Source organism: Pseudomonas sp. NPDC089406 (genome assembly GCF_044900265.1).
Taxonomy (GTDB): domain Bacteria; phylum Pseudomonadota; class Gammaproteobacteria; order Pseudomonadales; family Pseudomonadaceae; genus Aquipseudomonas; species Aquipseudomonas fakonensis.
Map to the genome: position 1 here is coordinate 41622 of NZ_JBJDNC010000021.1, position 13872 is coordinate 55493.

Genomic DNA, 13872 nt, shown 5'->3' on the forward strand with positions numbered 1-13872 from the left:
TTCATTCCTCCGCCAGGGCGATGTGCACCCGGTCGGCCAACGGCTTGAACAGGTAGTTGAGCAGCGAGCGTTCGCCGGTGCGCACAAAGGCCTCCACCGGCATGCCCGGGCGAATGTCCAGCCCAGCCAGCTGTTCCAGCCCCTGGGGGCTGACCTTGATGCGCAGCTGGTAGTACGGCTGCTGGGTCTTTTCATCCAGCAGGCGGTCAGCCGACACCAGGGTCACCTCGCCATCCACCCGCGGCGTGGTGCTCTGGTTGAAGGCCGAGAACATCAGCTCTACCGGCAGCCCCGGGTGCAAGCGGTCGACCATCTCCACCGGCGCCCGGGCATCCACCAGCAGTGGCGCCTCGCTGGGCACGATCTCCATCAATTGCTGGCCGCGAGCGATCACCCCGCCGTTGGTGAACACGCTCAGGTTGACCACGGTGCCATCGGCGGGGGCGCGTACCTGGTTGTGGGCCAGTTCGAAGCGGGCGCTGCGCAGGCGGTTGCCCAGGTCTTCGGCGTTGGCTTGCAGTTCGGCGAGCTGCTGACGCACCTCGTTCTGGAACTCTTGCTGGCGCTGGCCGATGCGCAGTTTCAGCTCCAGCACCTGGCGCCGGGTGCGGCCGATGGAGCCCAGGTCCTCGGCGATCGAGCCGTTGACCTGGGCCAGCAGCCGTTCGTTGTCGAGCAGACGGTTGCGCGGGATGTAGCCATCCCGGGCCAGTTCGCGCAGCCCGTGCAGTTGCTCGTCGAGGGCATCGCGCTGGGCCTGCTTGCTGGCCATCGAGCCTTGCAGCCCGGCCAGCGATGCCTCGGCGCCAGCGATGTTTTCGCGCAGGCCGTCGAGCTCCATGCGCAGGGCCTGGGCGCGGCTGGTGCGCAACTGGCGTTGCGCGTCGAGGGCCGTGGCGACCCAGGGGGTACCGGCCTGGGCCAGCAGGTCCTCGGGGAACATCAGGTTGCTGGCAGCGTCGCGCTCAGCCAGCAGGCGCGCCTCACCGGCCCGGGCATTGAGGTACTGCACCTCGAGCGAACCGACCTGGGCCTGGGCCTGGGTCGAGTCCAGGCGCACCAGCACCTGGCCGGCGGTAACCCGGTCGCCATCACGCACCAGCAGTTGCTCGATCACCCCACCGGTGGGGTGCTGCACCGCCTGGCGGCTGCCAGCGACCATCACCGTGCCGCTGACCGGCACGCCTTTGTCCAGCGGCGCCAGGGCGCCCCACAGCAGAAAGCCGCCGAAGCCTGCCAGCACCAGCCAGCGGCCAACGCGCGCCGGGCGATGGGCGTCCAGGCGCAGCACATTGCCAGGCGCGGCCTGGGGAATTACGGGGTGTACGGTCATGGTTTCACGCTCTCGGCTGGCCAAAGGTCATGCTCAGCCCCACCGGCGCCCGGGCCGGTGCCGGTGCTGCCGGGCGGGCGCTGCGCTGCACGTCCTGCAGCACCCGCGCGGTCGGGCCGAAGGCCTGCAACTGGCCGGCCTGCAGCATCAGCAGGTTGTCCAGCCCGGCCAGCAGTGCCGGCTTGTGGGTAATCAGGATCAAGGTGCGCTTGAGTTCGCGCACCTTGGCGATGGCCTCGACCAGGGCCCGCTCGCCGGCCTCGTCGAGGTTGGAGTTGGGTTCGTCCAGCACGATCAGCGCCGGCAGCCCGTACAGCGCCCGGGCCAGGCCGATGCGCTGACGCTGGCCGCCAGACAACCCCATGCCGCCCTCGCCCAACTGGGTGTCGTAGCCGGCCGGCAGCTTGAGCACCATGTCATGCACCCCGGCCAGTTGCGCGGCGGCCACCACCTGCTGGGCGTCCACCGGCCCCAGGCGGGCGATGTTCTCGGCGATGCTGCCGGCGAACAACTGCACGTCCTGCGGCAGGTAGCCGATGTGCACGCCCAGCGCCTGGCGGTCCCACTGGCTCATTTCGGCGCCATCCAGGCGCACCTTGCCGCTGGCGGCACGCTGCGCCCCCACCAGCACCCGGGCCAGGGTCGACTTGCCCGAGCCGGACGGCCCGAGCATGCCCAGCGACTCGCCGGCCGCCAGCTCGAAGCCCAGGTTGCTCAGGCACGGGCGGTTGCTGCCCGGCTGCAGCGCCACCAGCGCCTCGACACTCAGCCGCCCGCTGGGCGCCGGCAGCGGCATGCCCGCCGGACGCGGCGGCTGCGCCCGCAGCAGCTCGTTGAGCCGCTGGTAGGCCTGGCGCGCCGCGCCCCACTGGCGCCAGGCGCCGATCAACTGGTCGATCGGCGCCAATACCCGGGCCATCAAAATAGAGCCTGCGATCATCATGCCCGGGGTAATCAGCTGCTCGATGGCCAGCCACGCCCCCAGGCCCAGCACCAACGATTGCAAGGCCAGGCGCACGCTCTTCGACACCGCAGTCACCGCTGCGGTGCGCTCGCTGCCCAGGCTCTGCCGGGCAAGAAAGCCATGGTGCAACTGCGCCCAGCGCTGGCGCACCGCGCCCAGCATGCCCATGGCCTCGATCACCTCGGCATTGCGCAGGTTGCCGCTGGCCTGCTGGCCGGCCTGCTGCGACAGCTGCCCGGCTTCGGCGAACGGCGCCTGGGTCAGGCGCTCGTTGGCCCAGGCCAGCACGATCAGCAGCACCGCGCCGACCACCGCCATCAGCCCCAACCAGGGGCTGAACAGGAACATCACCAGCAGGTACACCGGAAACCACGGCGCATCGAAGAAGGCGAACAGCGCCTGGCCGGTGGCGAACTGGCGCAGGCTGGTCAAGTCGGCGAGCATCTGCCCGGCCGCGCCCTTGTGCCCGGCCAGGCTGGCTTCGAAGGCGGCCTCGAACACCCGCGGGTTCAGGCGCATGTCCATGTGCGTGCCCAGGCGGATCACCACCTGGCTGCGCAGCCACTCCAACAGCCCCATGAAGGCGAACAGCCCGATGATCATCAGGCTGAGCATCAGCAGGGTCATCTCGTTGCGCGAGGACAACACCCGGTCGTAGACCTGCAGCATGTACAGCGCCGGCGCCAGCATCAGCAGATTGATCACGGCGGTGAACAGGGCGACGTTACCCAGGCCTGCACGGCAGGCCTTGAGCGCCAGCAGCACTTCGTTGACTGCGGCGGGAGCGGTTCGCATTTGTTGGAAACCTCGCACAAGGCGCAGGCGGGCGATTGCGTTCGCGCCACCTACGCCACAAAATTCGCACCACCGCAGCCTGGGCCCGGCAAAGACACGGGCTGCGGGGTAATGCAGCAGATCAGCGAATGTCAGGGTGACCTGCCATTCGCTTTTTCATGCCTGGGCTCAGGCCGCCAGGGCCAGGTCCTCAGGCAGCGCCTGCACGCCAACGGCGTCGGCCGAAACAGTGCTGACCGGGCCTGCGGCCAGGGCGGCGCTGATGTCGGCGAAGGTGTTGTTGGTGGACACGCCGTAGTCGGCCAGCAGGTTGTCCAGTACCGACTCCAGCGCGCTGGTGTTGCCCTGCATCAGGCCGTAGATCACGTCGTGCACGTCGTTGGCACCGGCCACGCGGCCATCACCCAGGGCCGAGCTCAGGTCCAGGCCGCCGAAGGTGACCACGAAGTTGCTCAGGCTGTAGTCGCTGCCACCGCCGCCACCCAGTTGCTGACCCAGCGAGACGTTGTCCAGCTCGCCCCACAGGTAGTGGTTCTGGGTGCTGCTGGCCGGCAGGGCCGGGTTGAACACGTAGTTCAGGCCGTTGCTGGTATCGCTGTCGGCGATGAAGGCGTAGCTGGAGCCGGAGCCGCTGATGGCGTACTGGTCACCGGAGAAGGTGCCGTTGCTGAAGCCGCCGGTGTTGCTCGAGCCGTGGTCGGCAGTCTTGAAGCTGGTGGACCAGAAGGCCAGGTAGCTGTCGACAGAGACGTTGGCGAAGGTGGCGGCATAGTTGACGGACAGAGTCATTTCAATTCCTCGTTGACGTTACAGCATTGGACGAAGGCGTATTCCCTGCCTTCGTGTTGCCCGGAAAGGGCGAACCCGGGGTGCATCAGAAGCGGTACTCGAACATGCCGGTGAGCGTGCGGCCACGGGCCAGCGAAAGGTTGTTGGCGTCGCCCATGGCGACGAAGTAGGCCTGGTCGGTGACGTTTTCCATGGACAGGCCGATGTTCAGGTTTTCGGTCATCCAGTAGCTTGCATACAGGTCGTACACCTCGTACCGGGGCCACAGCGCCTGATCGATCTGGTTGTAGCCCTGGGCGTTGAGGTTCTCGCCATTGCCCTTGCTGAAACGCAGGCGCATGCCGACATCCAGGGTGTTGTCGAAGAAGCGCAGGCCGGCCGTCAGCGCCCCGCGGTCGGCCGGCATGTAGCTGGCGTTGCCCATGACGTGGCCACACATCACCCGGGCATCGAGGGCCGGGTCGCCGCCGACCTGGTACACCGGGAACGGCAGCATGATGATCACGCCGCCGAAGTCCACCGGGCGCAACTCGGTGCCGACCTGGGTGCGCGACTGTGCACCGCCCATGTACAGCTGCTTGGAGCAGAAGTCGTTGCTGCCGATCATGTGGGTGTAGCTGAGCTGGCTGTAGAAGCCGCCGGCGTCGTAATCCAGCGAGTACTCGACCCCGCGAAAACGCGTGGTTTCAAGGTTGTTCTGGTAGGCATTGCGGCCCAGCGAGGTACCGATCACGCCAGCGGTGCCGGGCAGATCGACGTTGATGTCGAGGAACGAGAAGTTGTCGATGCGGGTGTCGAAGTACGCCACCTTGGCGCCTAGCCGATCGCCGTCGCGAAACAGCGACTCCTTGAAGATGTTGAAGCCCGCCTCCCAGTTGTGCGAGGTCTCCGGCTTGAGGAACGGGTTGGGGTAGACCATCTCGTTGCCACCGCCGTGGGGCTTGCCGCTCATGAACGCCTCGGTCACCGACGGCGGGCGCCAGCCGCGGCCCCAGCGGGTATACAACTGCAGCCAGTCCAGGCCCGGCTTCACGCCAATGCCGAAGGTCGGCGAGAAGCGCCCCGCCTCCTGGTTCACGTCGAACAACAGGTCGGTGCTCACGTACTCCGGGTCCACCGCAGGGCCGCCGGTGGGCAGCATGAAGGCGGTGAAACCGGTCTGCCCGCTGAGGCGGTAACGGTCGTAGCGCAAGCCGGCGTCCAGGGTGAGCCAGTCGCCGTGCTCGAATTTCAACTCGCCGAACACACTGGCCATGACCCGCTTGCCTTCCGGGGTCGCGCCGCTGGCATAGGGGTTGGTGTGCTCGTTGCGCGCCGGAATCCGCTCGCTCGAAGGCTTGAAGGTGTCCTGGAACAGCTCGGTGCCGTAGTTGAAGCTCAGGGTATCGTGCTGCCCGAAGTAGAAGCGCGAGGTGTTCTGCAACTGCAGGCCCCAGGTGTCGGTCTGGAAGCGGTCCTGGTAGGGGCCGTAGTAGTTGCCGCTGGCCAGGCTTGCGGTGCTGCCGGCGTTCCAGCGGTCCTGGCGAGTGGTGACGTAATAGAGCTTGGCCTTGAAATCGATCAGATCGTCGTCGGGTGTGTAGCTGTAGTCGAGCGCGACATTCTTCGCGGTAATGTCATTGCTGGCCGAGCGCATGTAGTAGTAGCGGTTGTTCTCGTCCTGGTAGGTCCAGGCGTCCTTGCTGTCCGTGTCGGTGGCCATGTAGCTCAGCTGCACGCGCTGGTCCTGGGGCAGGTTGAGGCCAAGCTTGATCATCTGCGAGCGGGTGACGCTGCTCATGTCGCCCACCTCGGACTCCAGCCAGTCCTTCCACGCCTCGGGGAACAAGTTCTTGTTGCGGATGTTGGTGCCCAGGTTGTCGGCATCGTTGGTGCCGGCACGGTAGTCACCAAAGTGCCGTTCGCTCATGCCCAGCAGCACGTCGCCCACCTCGTTGCCGAAGGCAAACACGCCGCTGCCGTTGAAGTAGGTGCCGTTGCCCAGCTCGCCGATGCCGTGGCCTGCACGGATGCGCCCGCCGAACTCCTTGCCCGGCCCCAGAAACTCGCTGGCCTGCACGGTGTTGAAGCTGGCGATGCCGCCAAGCACACCAGCACCGCCCATGCCCGACTGGCTGCCCTTTTCGATCTCGACGTTGCTGATGAACTCGGGGTCGATGAACATCACGCCGTTGCGCTGCTGGTGGCCATTGACGTTGAAGTTCTGGCGCATGCCATCGATGTTCATGTTGACCCGCCCGTAGTCCTGCACGCCGCGGATGTTCACCGACAGGCCCGGGTCGCGCTGGTCCACCGCGGTGTACACGCCGGCGGTTTCCTCGAGCATGTCGGCGGCGTGGCGCGGCGGGCGCTTGTCGATCTGCTCGCGGGTGATCACGCTGGTGGAACGTGGCGTCTGGTACACCCAGTCGGCGCCGCGGCTGGACTCGACATGGGTGGCCCCCAGCTCCATGGCCTCGCCGGACGCTTCCAGGCGCTCCAGGCCTACCTGCCCGGGGGCGCTGAAGTGGTAGCGTACCGGCATGCCCAGCAGCAGCTGGCGCAAGCCGCCCTCAGCGCTGTAGCTGCCGCGCAGGCCTTCGCTGTGCAGCCCGGCCAGCTTGCGGCTGTCGAAGAACACCTGCACCCCGGACTGCTCGGCGTAGGCCAGCACGGCGCGGTCCAGCGGCTGCGCGGGAATGTCGAACTGCACCAGTTGCTGGCTGGCGGTGTTGCCGGGGGTGGCGGCCTGGGCCATGCCGATCCCCATCGGCAGGGCCAAGGCGCCCAAGGCCAGGCTGCCGGCCAGGGCGATGCGGCCCAGGGGCCTGCGAGGTTGAAGGGTTTGCGTGCTCACTGCGCGTCTCGTCTTTTGTTGGCGATTTCTAGTAATGAAAATCAATCTCAACAATCAGACGAGCAAGCCACACAAAGTCAGTAACGCAAATTGCAGATTTTTTCGCTCGATCAGTAAATCAGCGTCAGGCCCGGCAATTCCAGGCGCTCGGCCTTGAGCTCGGCGGCCAGTACCGCTGGGGCTGCGGTGAGGGTGTCGAGGCGAAACACGCCACTGACCTCGCGCCGGGCCAACGCACCATCGATCACCAGCAGGCGGCCGGCGCGGTAACGGTTCAGGCGCTCGACCACCTCAGCCAGCGGCTGGCGTTCGAACACCAGCACGCCGCGCTGCCAGTCGGTGGCCCGCTGCAGGTCGCGGCCAGGCCACAGGCGAATACCCTGGGCCTGGTCATAACGCAGCGCCTGGCCTTCACGCAGCAACTGGCGGGCGCTGCCTTGATCGGGCGGTGTCTGCAACGTCACCTCGACACTGTGCTCGAGCATGCCGACCCAACCGCCCTCGCCCGCCGCGCCGACCACGAAACGCGTGCCCAGGGCCTGGCTGCTGGCACCGGCATACTCCACCACGAACGGCCTTGGCTCTGCCGCCGTGACCGGGGCGGCGCTGAACACCGCGTCACCAGCCAGCAGGCGCACCCGCCGCTGCTGGCCATCGAAGGCCAGTTGCAGCGCGCTGCGGCTGTCGAGGTCGACCTGGCTGCCGTCTGGCAGCGTGACCCGCCGCACTTCGCCCGCCGCAGTGAGGTAGTCGGCACGCCAGCTCAACAACAGCTGCGGGCCCTGCTCGCCCCCCAGCACTGCCACCAGCACCAGCGCACAACAGGCCACGGCCTGGCGCAGCCGCGACCTGCGCCGGCGGGTGACGGGCGGCGCCATCTGCGCCACCGGCCCGCGCCGGGCGGGCGCAGGCATCGGCAGGCTCGCCAGCTGGCCGAGGTCGGCCCAGGTCGCCTGGGCGAACGCATAGGCCTGGGCGTGGCGCGGGTCCTCTACGCACCACTGCTCCAGCGCCTGCTGCTGGGCACTGCTAAAGGGGCCGGCGCCCTGCAGCACCACCCATTCGGCGGCCTGCTCGCGGATGGCTTGCTCGTTCTGGCTGCTCACACGGTTCTCTCGTGATCTGGTTATGTCTGGGCTGACGTCTGAGGCAGGGTTTTTCAGTAAACCGTTGGTCATTCGGTTTCCTGCAGGCACTGCATCACATAGGCCAGGGCCTTGGCCAGATGCTTCTGCACGGAGCTGTCGGAAATACCCAGGTAGCGGGCGACCTCGGCGTGGGTCATGCCTTCCAGGCGGTTGAGGCGAAACACCTGGCGGGTGCGCTCGGGCAGCTCACCCAGAATCGCCTGCAGGCGGCGCAGGTGTTGTTCGCGGGCGGCCTGCTCGTCGAGCCCTGGGCGCTCTTCGACAATGCCTTCCAGCGCTTCGTGGGGCACCAGGTCGGTCTTGCGCCGCTGCTGCTGGCGCACGTGGTCGACCATCAGGTTGTGAGCCGTGCGGTACAGGTAGGCCTGGGCATTGTCGATCTGGTCGAGGTGCTGCTGCTCGGCCAGGCGCAGGAAGCTGTCCTGCACCAGGTCGGCGGCCAGTTGCGGGTCGCGCACCTTGCGCGAGAGCATGGCCTGCAGGTTTTTCGCGTGCTTGAGAAACAGCCGCTTGAGGTCGAACTCCGCCACACGCACTCCATGGGGTGGTCGCAAGGTGGCGGCTATGCTACTGGCTATTGAGAATCACTTGCAACTCCACCGCAACCCCTGTTGCTTTCAGCGCTGTTGCACCGCCTGATCAGTCGCCTTGTAGGTGAACACCTGCTCTGCCGACAACGACACACCCACCACTGGCACAACCCGCCCGGTTTCCTTGTAGAAATCCCGCTGGATGCTCTTCGCAGGCTCAAGGCCAGCCGCACTGGTGTAGAAGAACGCCTCTACCGGCAGGTTGCGCAGGTTCTGGTCCCAGGTCTTGATCACCACCTCGTTCTGCCGCCAGCGAACGTTTTCCTGGTCCGGGTTTTCCCGTGCCTTCAGGCTAAGGTCGAAGCCCGCCTTGTCGGGGTCGAAGCTGCATTGGTGGTCGTAGCGCGCTTCCTCTGGCGGGTACTGGACGAACCTGTTGTGCCAGTCCTCGAGGCTGGCAGTGGTACACCTGCCGGTACCGGCATAGCCTTTGTTTTCGCCACAACCGCTGCCGACGCGTGTCGCCGTACCGGCGTCATAAGGGAAGGCACACAATACCTGCAAGGGGTAGAACGGCGGCGCCCAGCGGCTACCCTCGGAAAGGATCAAGCCATGGCTGCGGTTTTCCTGCAGCTTGGACATCTTCAGGTCGCGGCGAATGTAGCTGAACGACACACCACCGAGCTTCTGTGCCCCGGGGCTTGGGTTCCAGGCCCGGAAGGACGGCGAATAATCGACCACCCGGATGAACACGCCGTTGCACTGGTAATCAGCCTGCTCGCCCGGGCAGGGGTCGGTGTTCCTGAAGCGCGCATTCAAGCGCTCGGCTACCGCTGCTGCGGGCGGCGAGGCACTGACGACGGCGGACACCACTTCAATCACCAAGGGTTTGGACAGCACCACCGCGCCCTGGCCGGCAACCTTGTAGCTGTAGGACAGGCTGACCGAGCGGCCGATGTTCTCCAGCCACCAGGCCAGCGGCGTGCTGAAGGTCAGTGGCGCGGCGCCGGACACGGTCTGGATCGGGGCGTCCCTGGTGGCCACACCTACCAGGCGCAGGCCAACGGTATCCGCCACAGACATGCCAGGGAACAGCACGCTGACCTTGGCATCGCTACCTAGAGCATCGACCTGCAGCCTGCCCTGGGCCGCCTCGTTCACCGCGAACTGTTCCCCACGGGAGCTGACCACCTTGATCGGCAACACCGCAGACGTCAGCAGGCTGCCAGCGCCCTTGACCTTGCGGCTGTAGGTCAGCGCGATCGAGCGCCCCAGGTTCTCGCGCAACCATGGCCGCGCCAGGCTGAAGCGGAGCATGCCGGGCGAGGTGACGGTCTTGATCTGGGTATCGCGGATGACCACCCCGGCGAGCCTGGCCCCCACCGTGTCCCCCGCCGCCATCGTCGGGTAGAACAAGGTCAAGGTCGCATCGCCGGCAAGCTGGTCGATATCCAGCTCACCGCCTTGGGCCTGGTCGAGGGTGAACACCGGCTCCTGCGGCAACGCTTCGGCCTGTACCCCACCCGCTACCAGCAACAGCGAAAGCAAAACTCCCCAGAGCATACGCATCTTGGCCACCCGCCTTTGCACCCGATAATGAGGCCCAAGCGTCGCATGCGGCCTGCATGCGCAAAACTGGCAAAAATATCAGGTCCCCCTCAAGCGGGGTGGCTCGGCAGGGTCACTCGAACAGCGCATCCAGGGCCTGCTCCAGGCGCGTCACGGCAATCACTTGCAGCCCGGCGGGCGGCTCTTTTGGCGCGTTGCCCTTGGGCACGATGGCGCGCTTGAAGCCGTGCTTGGCTGCTTCTTTAAGGCGCTCCTGGCCACTGGGTACCGGGCGTACTTCGCCCGACAGGCCGATCTCGCCGAACACCAGCAGGTCGTGGGCCAGCGGGCGGTTGCGCAGGCTCGACATCACTGCCGCCAGCAGCGCCAGGTCGGAGGCAGTCTCCAGCACCTTGACCCCGCCAACCACGTTGAGGAATACATCCTGGTCGTGGGTGGGGATGCCGCCATGCCGGTGCAGCACCGCCAGCAGCATGGCCAGGCGGTTCTGGTCCAGGCCCAGGGTGACCCGCCGGGGGTTGGCCAGGTGGCTGTCGTCGACCAGCGCCTGCACCTCCACCAGCATTGGCCGGGTGCCCTCCCAGGTGGCCATGACCACGCTGCCGGGTACTTCTTCCTGGGTGCGATTGAGGAAGATTGCCGAGGGGTTGGAGACCTCTTTCAGGCCGCGGTCGGTCATGCCGAACACGCCCAGTTCGTTGACCGCACCGAAGCGGTTCTTCACCGCGCGCAGCAGGCGCAGGCGCCCGTCCGATTCACCTTCGAAATACAGCACGGTGTCGACCATGTGCTCCAGCACCCGCGGGCCTGCCAGCGAGCCTTCCTTGGTGACGTGGCCGACCAGGAAGATCGCCGTGCCGCTTTGCTTGGCGTAGCGCACCAGCAGCGCGGTGCTCTCGCGCACCTGGGCCACGCCGCCCGGGGCCGACTGCAACTGCTCGGTGAAGATGGTCTGGATCGAGTCGATCACCATCACCCGGGGCTTTTCCTGGCGGGCGGTGGCGATGATCGCCTCGATGCAGGTTTCGGTCATGACCTTGAGCTGGTCCTGGGGCAGGCCCAGGCGCCGCGAACGCATGGCCACCTGCTGCTGCGACTCTTCGCCGGTGACATACAGCGCCGGCATATGGGTGGCAATGTTGCACAGGGTCTGCAGCAAGATGGTCGACTTGCCGATGCCAGGGTCGCCGCCGATCAGCACCACCGAGCCATCCACCAGGCCGCCGCCGAGCACCCGGTCGAGCTCGGTGCTGCTGGTGGTGAAGCGCGGGATCTCTTCGACGCTGACCTCGGCCAGGGTCTTGATCTGCGCCTGCTGCCCGGCCCAGCCGGCACGCCCGCTGGGGGCCGCAGCGCCGCCGCTTTCGATCATGCTCTCGACCAGGGTGTTCCAGGCACCGCAGTCGCCGCACTGGCCAGCCCATTTGGGGAAGGTCGCGCCGCACTCGGTGCAGCCATACAAGCGCTTGGCCTTGGCCATGGGCGGGGTCTCCAGGAAAAACCGCCATGATAGCCGAACTGGCACGTGCCCCGGACGCCCTGGGATGCGACAAAACTATTCGATCTAACCGAAGTCAACAGCCCTGTACCCAGCGCATGAAGCGTTACAGTGGCTTACACTGCCTCTACCTCACCATTTGTTACAAGGAAATCGAACATGGGCATGCTCAATGAATTCAAGGCCTTTGCGGTCAAGGGGAATGTCGTCGACATGGCCGTCGGTATCATCATCGGCGCGGCCTTCGGCAAGATCGTCTCGTCGTTCGTGGGCGACGTGGTGATGCCGCCACTGGGCCTGATCATCGGCGGCGTCGACTTCAGCGACCTGGCCATCGTGCTCAAGGCGGCCGAAGGCGATGTACCGGCGGTGGTACTGGCCTACGGCAAGTTCATCCAGACCGTGATCGACTTCGTGATCATCGCTTTCGCCATCTTCATGGGCGTCAAGGCCATCAACCGCCTCAAGCGCGAAGAGGCCGTGGCGCCCAGCGTGCCGCCAGCGCCTACCCCGCAGGAAACCCTGCTGACCGAGATTCGCGACTTGCTCAAGGCGCAGAATCAGGACCGCTTGCCCTGATTGAAAGGTATCGCTCTCATCGCCTGTAGGAGCCGGCTTGCCGGCGATGGGGCCAGTGCAGGCCATCACACGCGCAATGCCTGTTACGGCCCTATCGCCGGCCGGCTCCTACAGGGTTTGCGTGAGCATTGGGGTTTACCAGTAGTTCTCCACCGCCACCTGCCCGGGCCGCTTGCTCAGGCTCAGTTGCAGGTCACGGGCCTTGAGCACCTTGCGGGTCTCGTCGATCATCTCGGGGTTGCCGCACAGCATGATGCGTGAATGCTCCGGCGACAGCTCAAGCCCTGCGGCTTTCTCCAGCCCGCCATTCTCGATCAGCGTGGTAATGCGCTGATTCAACGCCCCCGGGTGCTGCTCGCGGGTGACCACCGGAATGAACTGCAACTTGCCGGCGAACTCGGCCAGGTACTCGCGCTGTTCCAGTTCGGCGATTTCCTTCACGTAGGCCAGCTCCCTGGCTTCGCGCACCGAGTACACCAGCTTGATGTTGTCGAAACGCTCCCAGGCCTCGAAGTCCTGCAGAATCGACATGAACGGCGCAATGCCCGTGCCGGTGGCCAGCAACCAAAGGTCACGCCCGCCGACGAAACGGTCCAGGGTCAGGAAGCCGAATGCCTGACGGTCGATCAACAAAGTGTCGCCCTGCCCCAGGCGGCTCAGCTCACTGGTGAACTCGCCCCCAGGCACCACGATGGAGAAGAAGTCCAGGTACTCGTCATGGGGGGCGCTGACCATCGAGTAGGCGCGCCACACCACGCTGCCGTCGGCCTTGGTCACCCCCAGGCGGGCGAACTGCCCGGAGCGAAAGCGAAAGCCCGGGTCGCGGGTAACCCGCAGGCTGAACAGGTTCGGCGTCAGCGGCTGGACATCGAGCAGGGTCTGGCGGGTGAACTTGTCGGCGCTGGCGGTCATCTCGGGCTCCTGGAATCAGATGCGCCAAGTGTCGCGCAAAGCGCCGCGGATAAAAACCGCCGGTTTGTAGGGCATCGCCAGACTCAGACGACAGGCAGCTAAAAAAACCTACGCGCTATAGCAAAAAAACCGAGCGCAGGGTGAGGACATTTCCTACACTTCGCCCGTGCATTCAGGAAATCGGATCCAAGGAAGCAGACGGAGTTTCATCGATGACACAGTGGACTTGTGAGCAGCTCGAGCAATTTGCACAGCACGCCGAGCCGCAGCAGCTTTTTGCCCGCGCTGTTGAACTGGTGCAAGCCTTGGACATGGAGTTCGTCGGCCTGACTTTGCACCTGCACGCCGCCGTCCATGCGCCACAGATCATCAGCTATAACAACTACCCGCGTGAGTGGAATGATCGCTACCGCCAGGACCATTTCATCAAGATAGACCCGACAGTATCAAAGTGCCACCAAAGCACGCTGCCGCTGCTGTGGAGCGATGCACTGTTCGAGGAAGTGCCCCACCTGCGCGAGGCAGCCTGCGCCCATGGCATGACCCATGGCTGGACCCAGTCGGTGCTCGACCTGCGGCACAACGAGAGCCAGCTCAGCGTCAGCCGCCGGCACGGCGCAGTCGATTCGGGCGAGCTCTACGCCAAAGGCGCCCAGGTGATGTGGCTGTGCCACACCCTGCACGCCGTGCTCAGCGAACATCACCTGGCCAGGCTCAGCCCCGCCCCGCACCTGAGCCACCGCGAACTGGAAGTGCTCAAATGGTCTGCCGCCGGCAAGACCGCCTCGGATGTGGCGACCATCCTGTCGCTGTCCACCAGCACCGTGAACTTCCACATCCGCAGCGTGATCAGCAAGACCAACGCCGCCAACAAGGCCGGTGCCATCGCCATTGCCGCCTTGCGCGGCCTGCTCTGACA

At 65.8% G+C, this 13872-nt stretch carries 11 protein-coding genes; 2 read left to right on the forward strand and 9 right to left on the reverse strand.

The features are described 5' to 3' along the window. Position 1: 1 nt before the first annotated feature. The 8 genes from ACI2KK_RS16160 to radA form a co-directional block, all read right to left on the reverse strand. Positions 2-1333, reverse strand: coding sequence for an HlyD family type I secretion periplasmic adaptor subunit (locus ACI2KK_RS16160; RefSeq protein ID WP_404669622.1), 1332 nt, complete (start codon positions 1331-1333; stop codon positions 2-4). A 4-nt stretch (positions 1334-1337) separates the two neighbouring features. Then, the gene (locus ACI2KK_RS16165; RefSeq protein ID WP_404669623.1) at positions 1338-3092 is read right to left on the reverse strand and encodes a type I secretion system permease/ATPase; all 1755 of its coding nucleotides are present in this window, start codon (positions 3090-3092) and stop codon (positions 1338-1340) included. A gap of 168 nt (positions 3093-3260) precedes the next feature. After that, positions 3261-3881: a heme acquisition protein HasA gene (locus ACI2KK_RS16170; protein WP_217840407.1), complete on the reverse strand. Its 621-nt coding sequence runs from the start codon at positions 3879-3881 to the stop codon at positions 3261-3263. 85 nt (positions 3882-3966) lie between these two features. Next, a complete protein-coding gene (locus ACI2KK_RS16175; protein WP_404669669.1) occupies positions 3967-6630 on the reverse strand; it encodes a TonB-dependent hemoglobin/transferrin/lactoferrin family receptor in 2664 nt (887 codons plus the stop codon). A gap of 197 nt (positions 6631-6827) precedes the next feature. Further along, the gene (locus ACI2KK_RS16180) at positions 6828-7823 is read right to left on the reverse strand and encodes a FecR family protein (RefSeq protein ID WP_404669624.1); all 996 of its coding nucleotides are present in this window, start codon (positions 7821-7823) and stop codon (positions 6828-6830) included. 68 nt (positions 7824-7891) lie between these two features. Beyond that, positions 7892-8395: an RNA polymerase sigma factor gene (locus ACI2KK_RS16185; protein WP_404669625.1), complete on the reverse strand. Its 504-nt coding sequence runs from the start codon at positions 8393-8395 to the stop codon at positions 7892-7894. Between the two features lie 87 nt (positions 8396-8482). Next, positions 8483-9964, reverse strand: a complete 1482-nt coding sequence (locus ACI2KK_RS16190) for a hypothetical protein (protein WP_404669626.1) — start codon at positions 9962-9964, stop codon at positions 8483-8485. A 112-nt stretch (positions 9965-10076) separates the two neighbouring features. Next, complete coding sequence (gene radA / locus ACI2KK_RS16195) at positions 10077-11444, reverse strand: DNA repair protein RadA (protein WP_217840410.1); 1368 nt, start codon at positions 11442-11444, stop codon at positions 10077-10079. Positions 11445-11621: 177 nt separating this feature from the next. Here radA and mscL point away from each other — a divergent pair, with 177 nt between their 5' ends. After that, positions 11622-12041 carry a large-conductance mechanosensitive channel protein MscL gene (gene mscL / locus ACI2KK_RS16200; protein WP_217840411.1) on the forward strand — a complete coding sequence of 140 codons (420 nt, stop codon included), beginning with the start codon at positions 11622-11624 and terminating at the stop codon, positions 12039-12041. 135 nt (positions 12042-12176) lie between these two features. Here mscL and ACI2KK_RS16205 read toward each other — a convergent pair whose 3' ends face one another. Further along, on the reverse strand, positions 12177-12953 hold the full coding sequence (locus ACI2KK_RS16205) for a ferredoxin--NADP reductase (protein ID WP_404669627.1): 777 nt from the start codon (positions 12951-12953) through the stop codon (positions 12177-12179). A gap of 212 nt (positions 12954-13165) precedes the next feature. On the opposite strand from ACI2KK_RS16205, the gene ACI2KK_RS16210 reads away from it, so the two are divergent. After that, positions 13166-13870, forward strand: a complete 705-nt coding sequence (locus ACI2KK_RS16210; protein WP_404669628.1) for an autoinducer binding domain-containing protein — start codon at positions 13166-13168, stop codon at positions 13868-13870. Positions 13871-13872: the final 2 nt, after the last annotated feature.

Bases quoted from the DNA above. Each gene is read 5' to 3' on its own strand.
- radA (WP_217840410.1), bottom strand. From the start codon at position 11,444: ATGGCCAAGGCCAAGCGCTTGTATGGCTGCACCGAGTGCGGCGCGACC.
- ACI2KK_RS16190 (WP_404669626.1), bottom strand. From the start codon at position 9,964: ATGCGTATGCTCTGGGGAGTTTTGCTTTCGCTGTTGCTGGTAGCGGGT.
- ACI2KK_RS16175 (WP_404669669.1), bottom strand. From the start codon at position 6,630: ATGGGGATCGGCATGGCCCAGGCCGCCACCCCCGGCAACACCGCCAGC.
- ACI2KK_RS16210 (WP_404669628.1), top strand. From the start codon at position 13,166: ATGACACAGTGGACTTGTGAGCAGCTCGAGCAATTTGCACAGCACGCC.
- ACI2KK_RS16165 (WP_404669623.1), bottom strand. From the start codon at position 3,092: ATGCGAACCGCTCCCGCCGCAGTCAACGAAGTGCTGCTGGCGCTCAAG.
- mscL (WP_217840411.1), top strand. From the start codon at position 11,622: ATGGGCATGCTCAATGAATTCAAGGCCTTTGCGGTCAAGGGGAATGTC.
- ACI2KK_RS16160 (WP_404669622.1), bottom strand. From the start codon at position 1,333: ATGACCGTACACCCCGTAATTCCCCAGGCCGCGCCTGGCAATGTGCTG.
- ACI2KK_RS16170 (WP_217840407.1), bottom strand. From the start codon at position 3,881: ATGACTCTGTCCGTCAACTATGCCGCCACCTTCGCCAACGTCTCTGTC.
- ACI2KK_RS16205 (WP_404669627.1), bottom strand. From the start codon at position 12,953: ATGACCGCCAGCGCCGACAAGTTCACCCGCCAGACCCTGCTCGATGTC.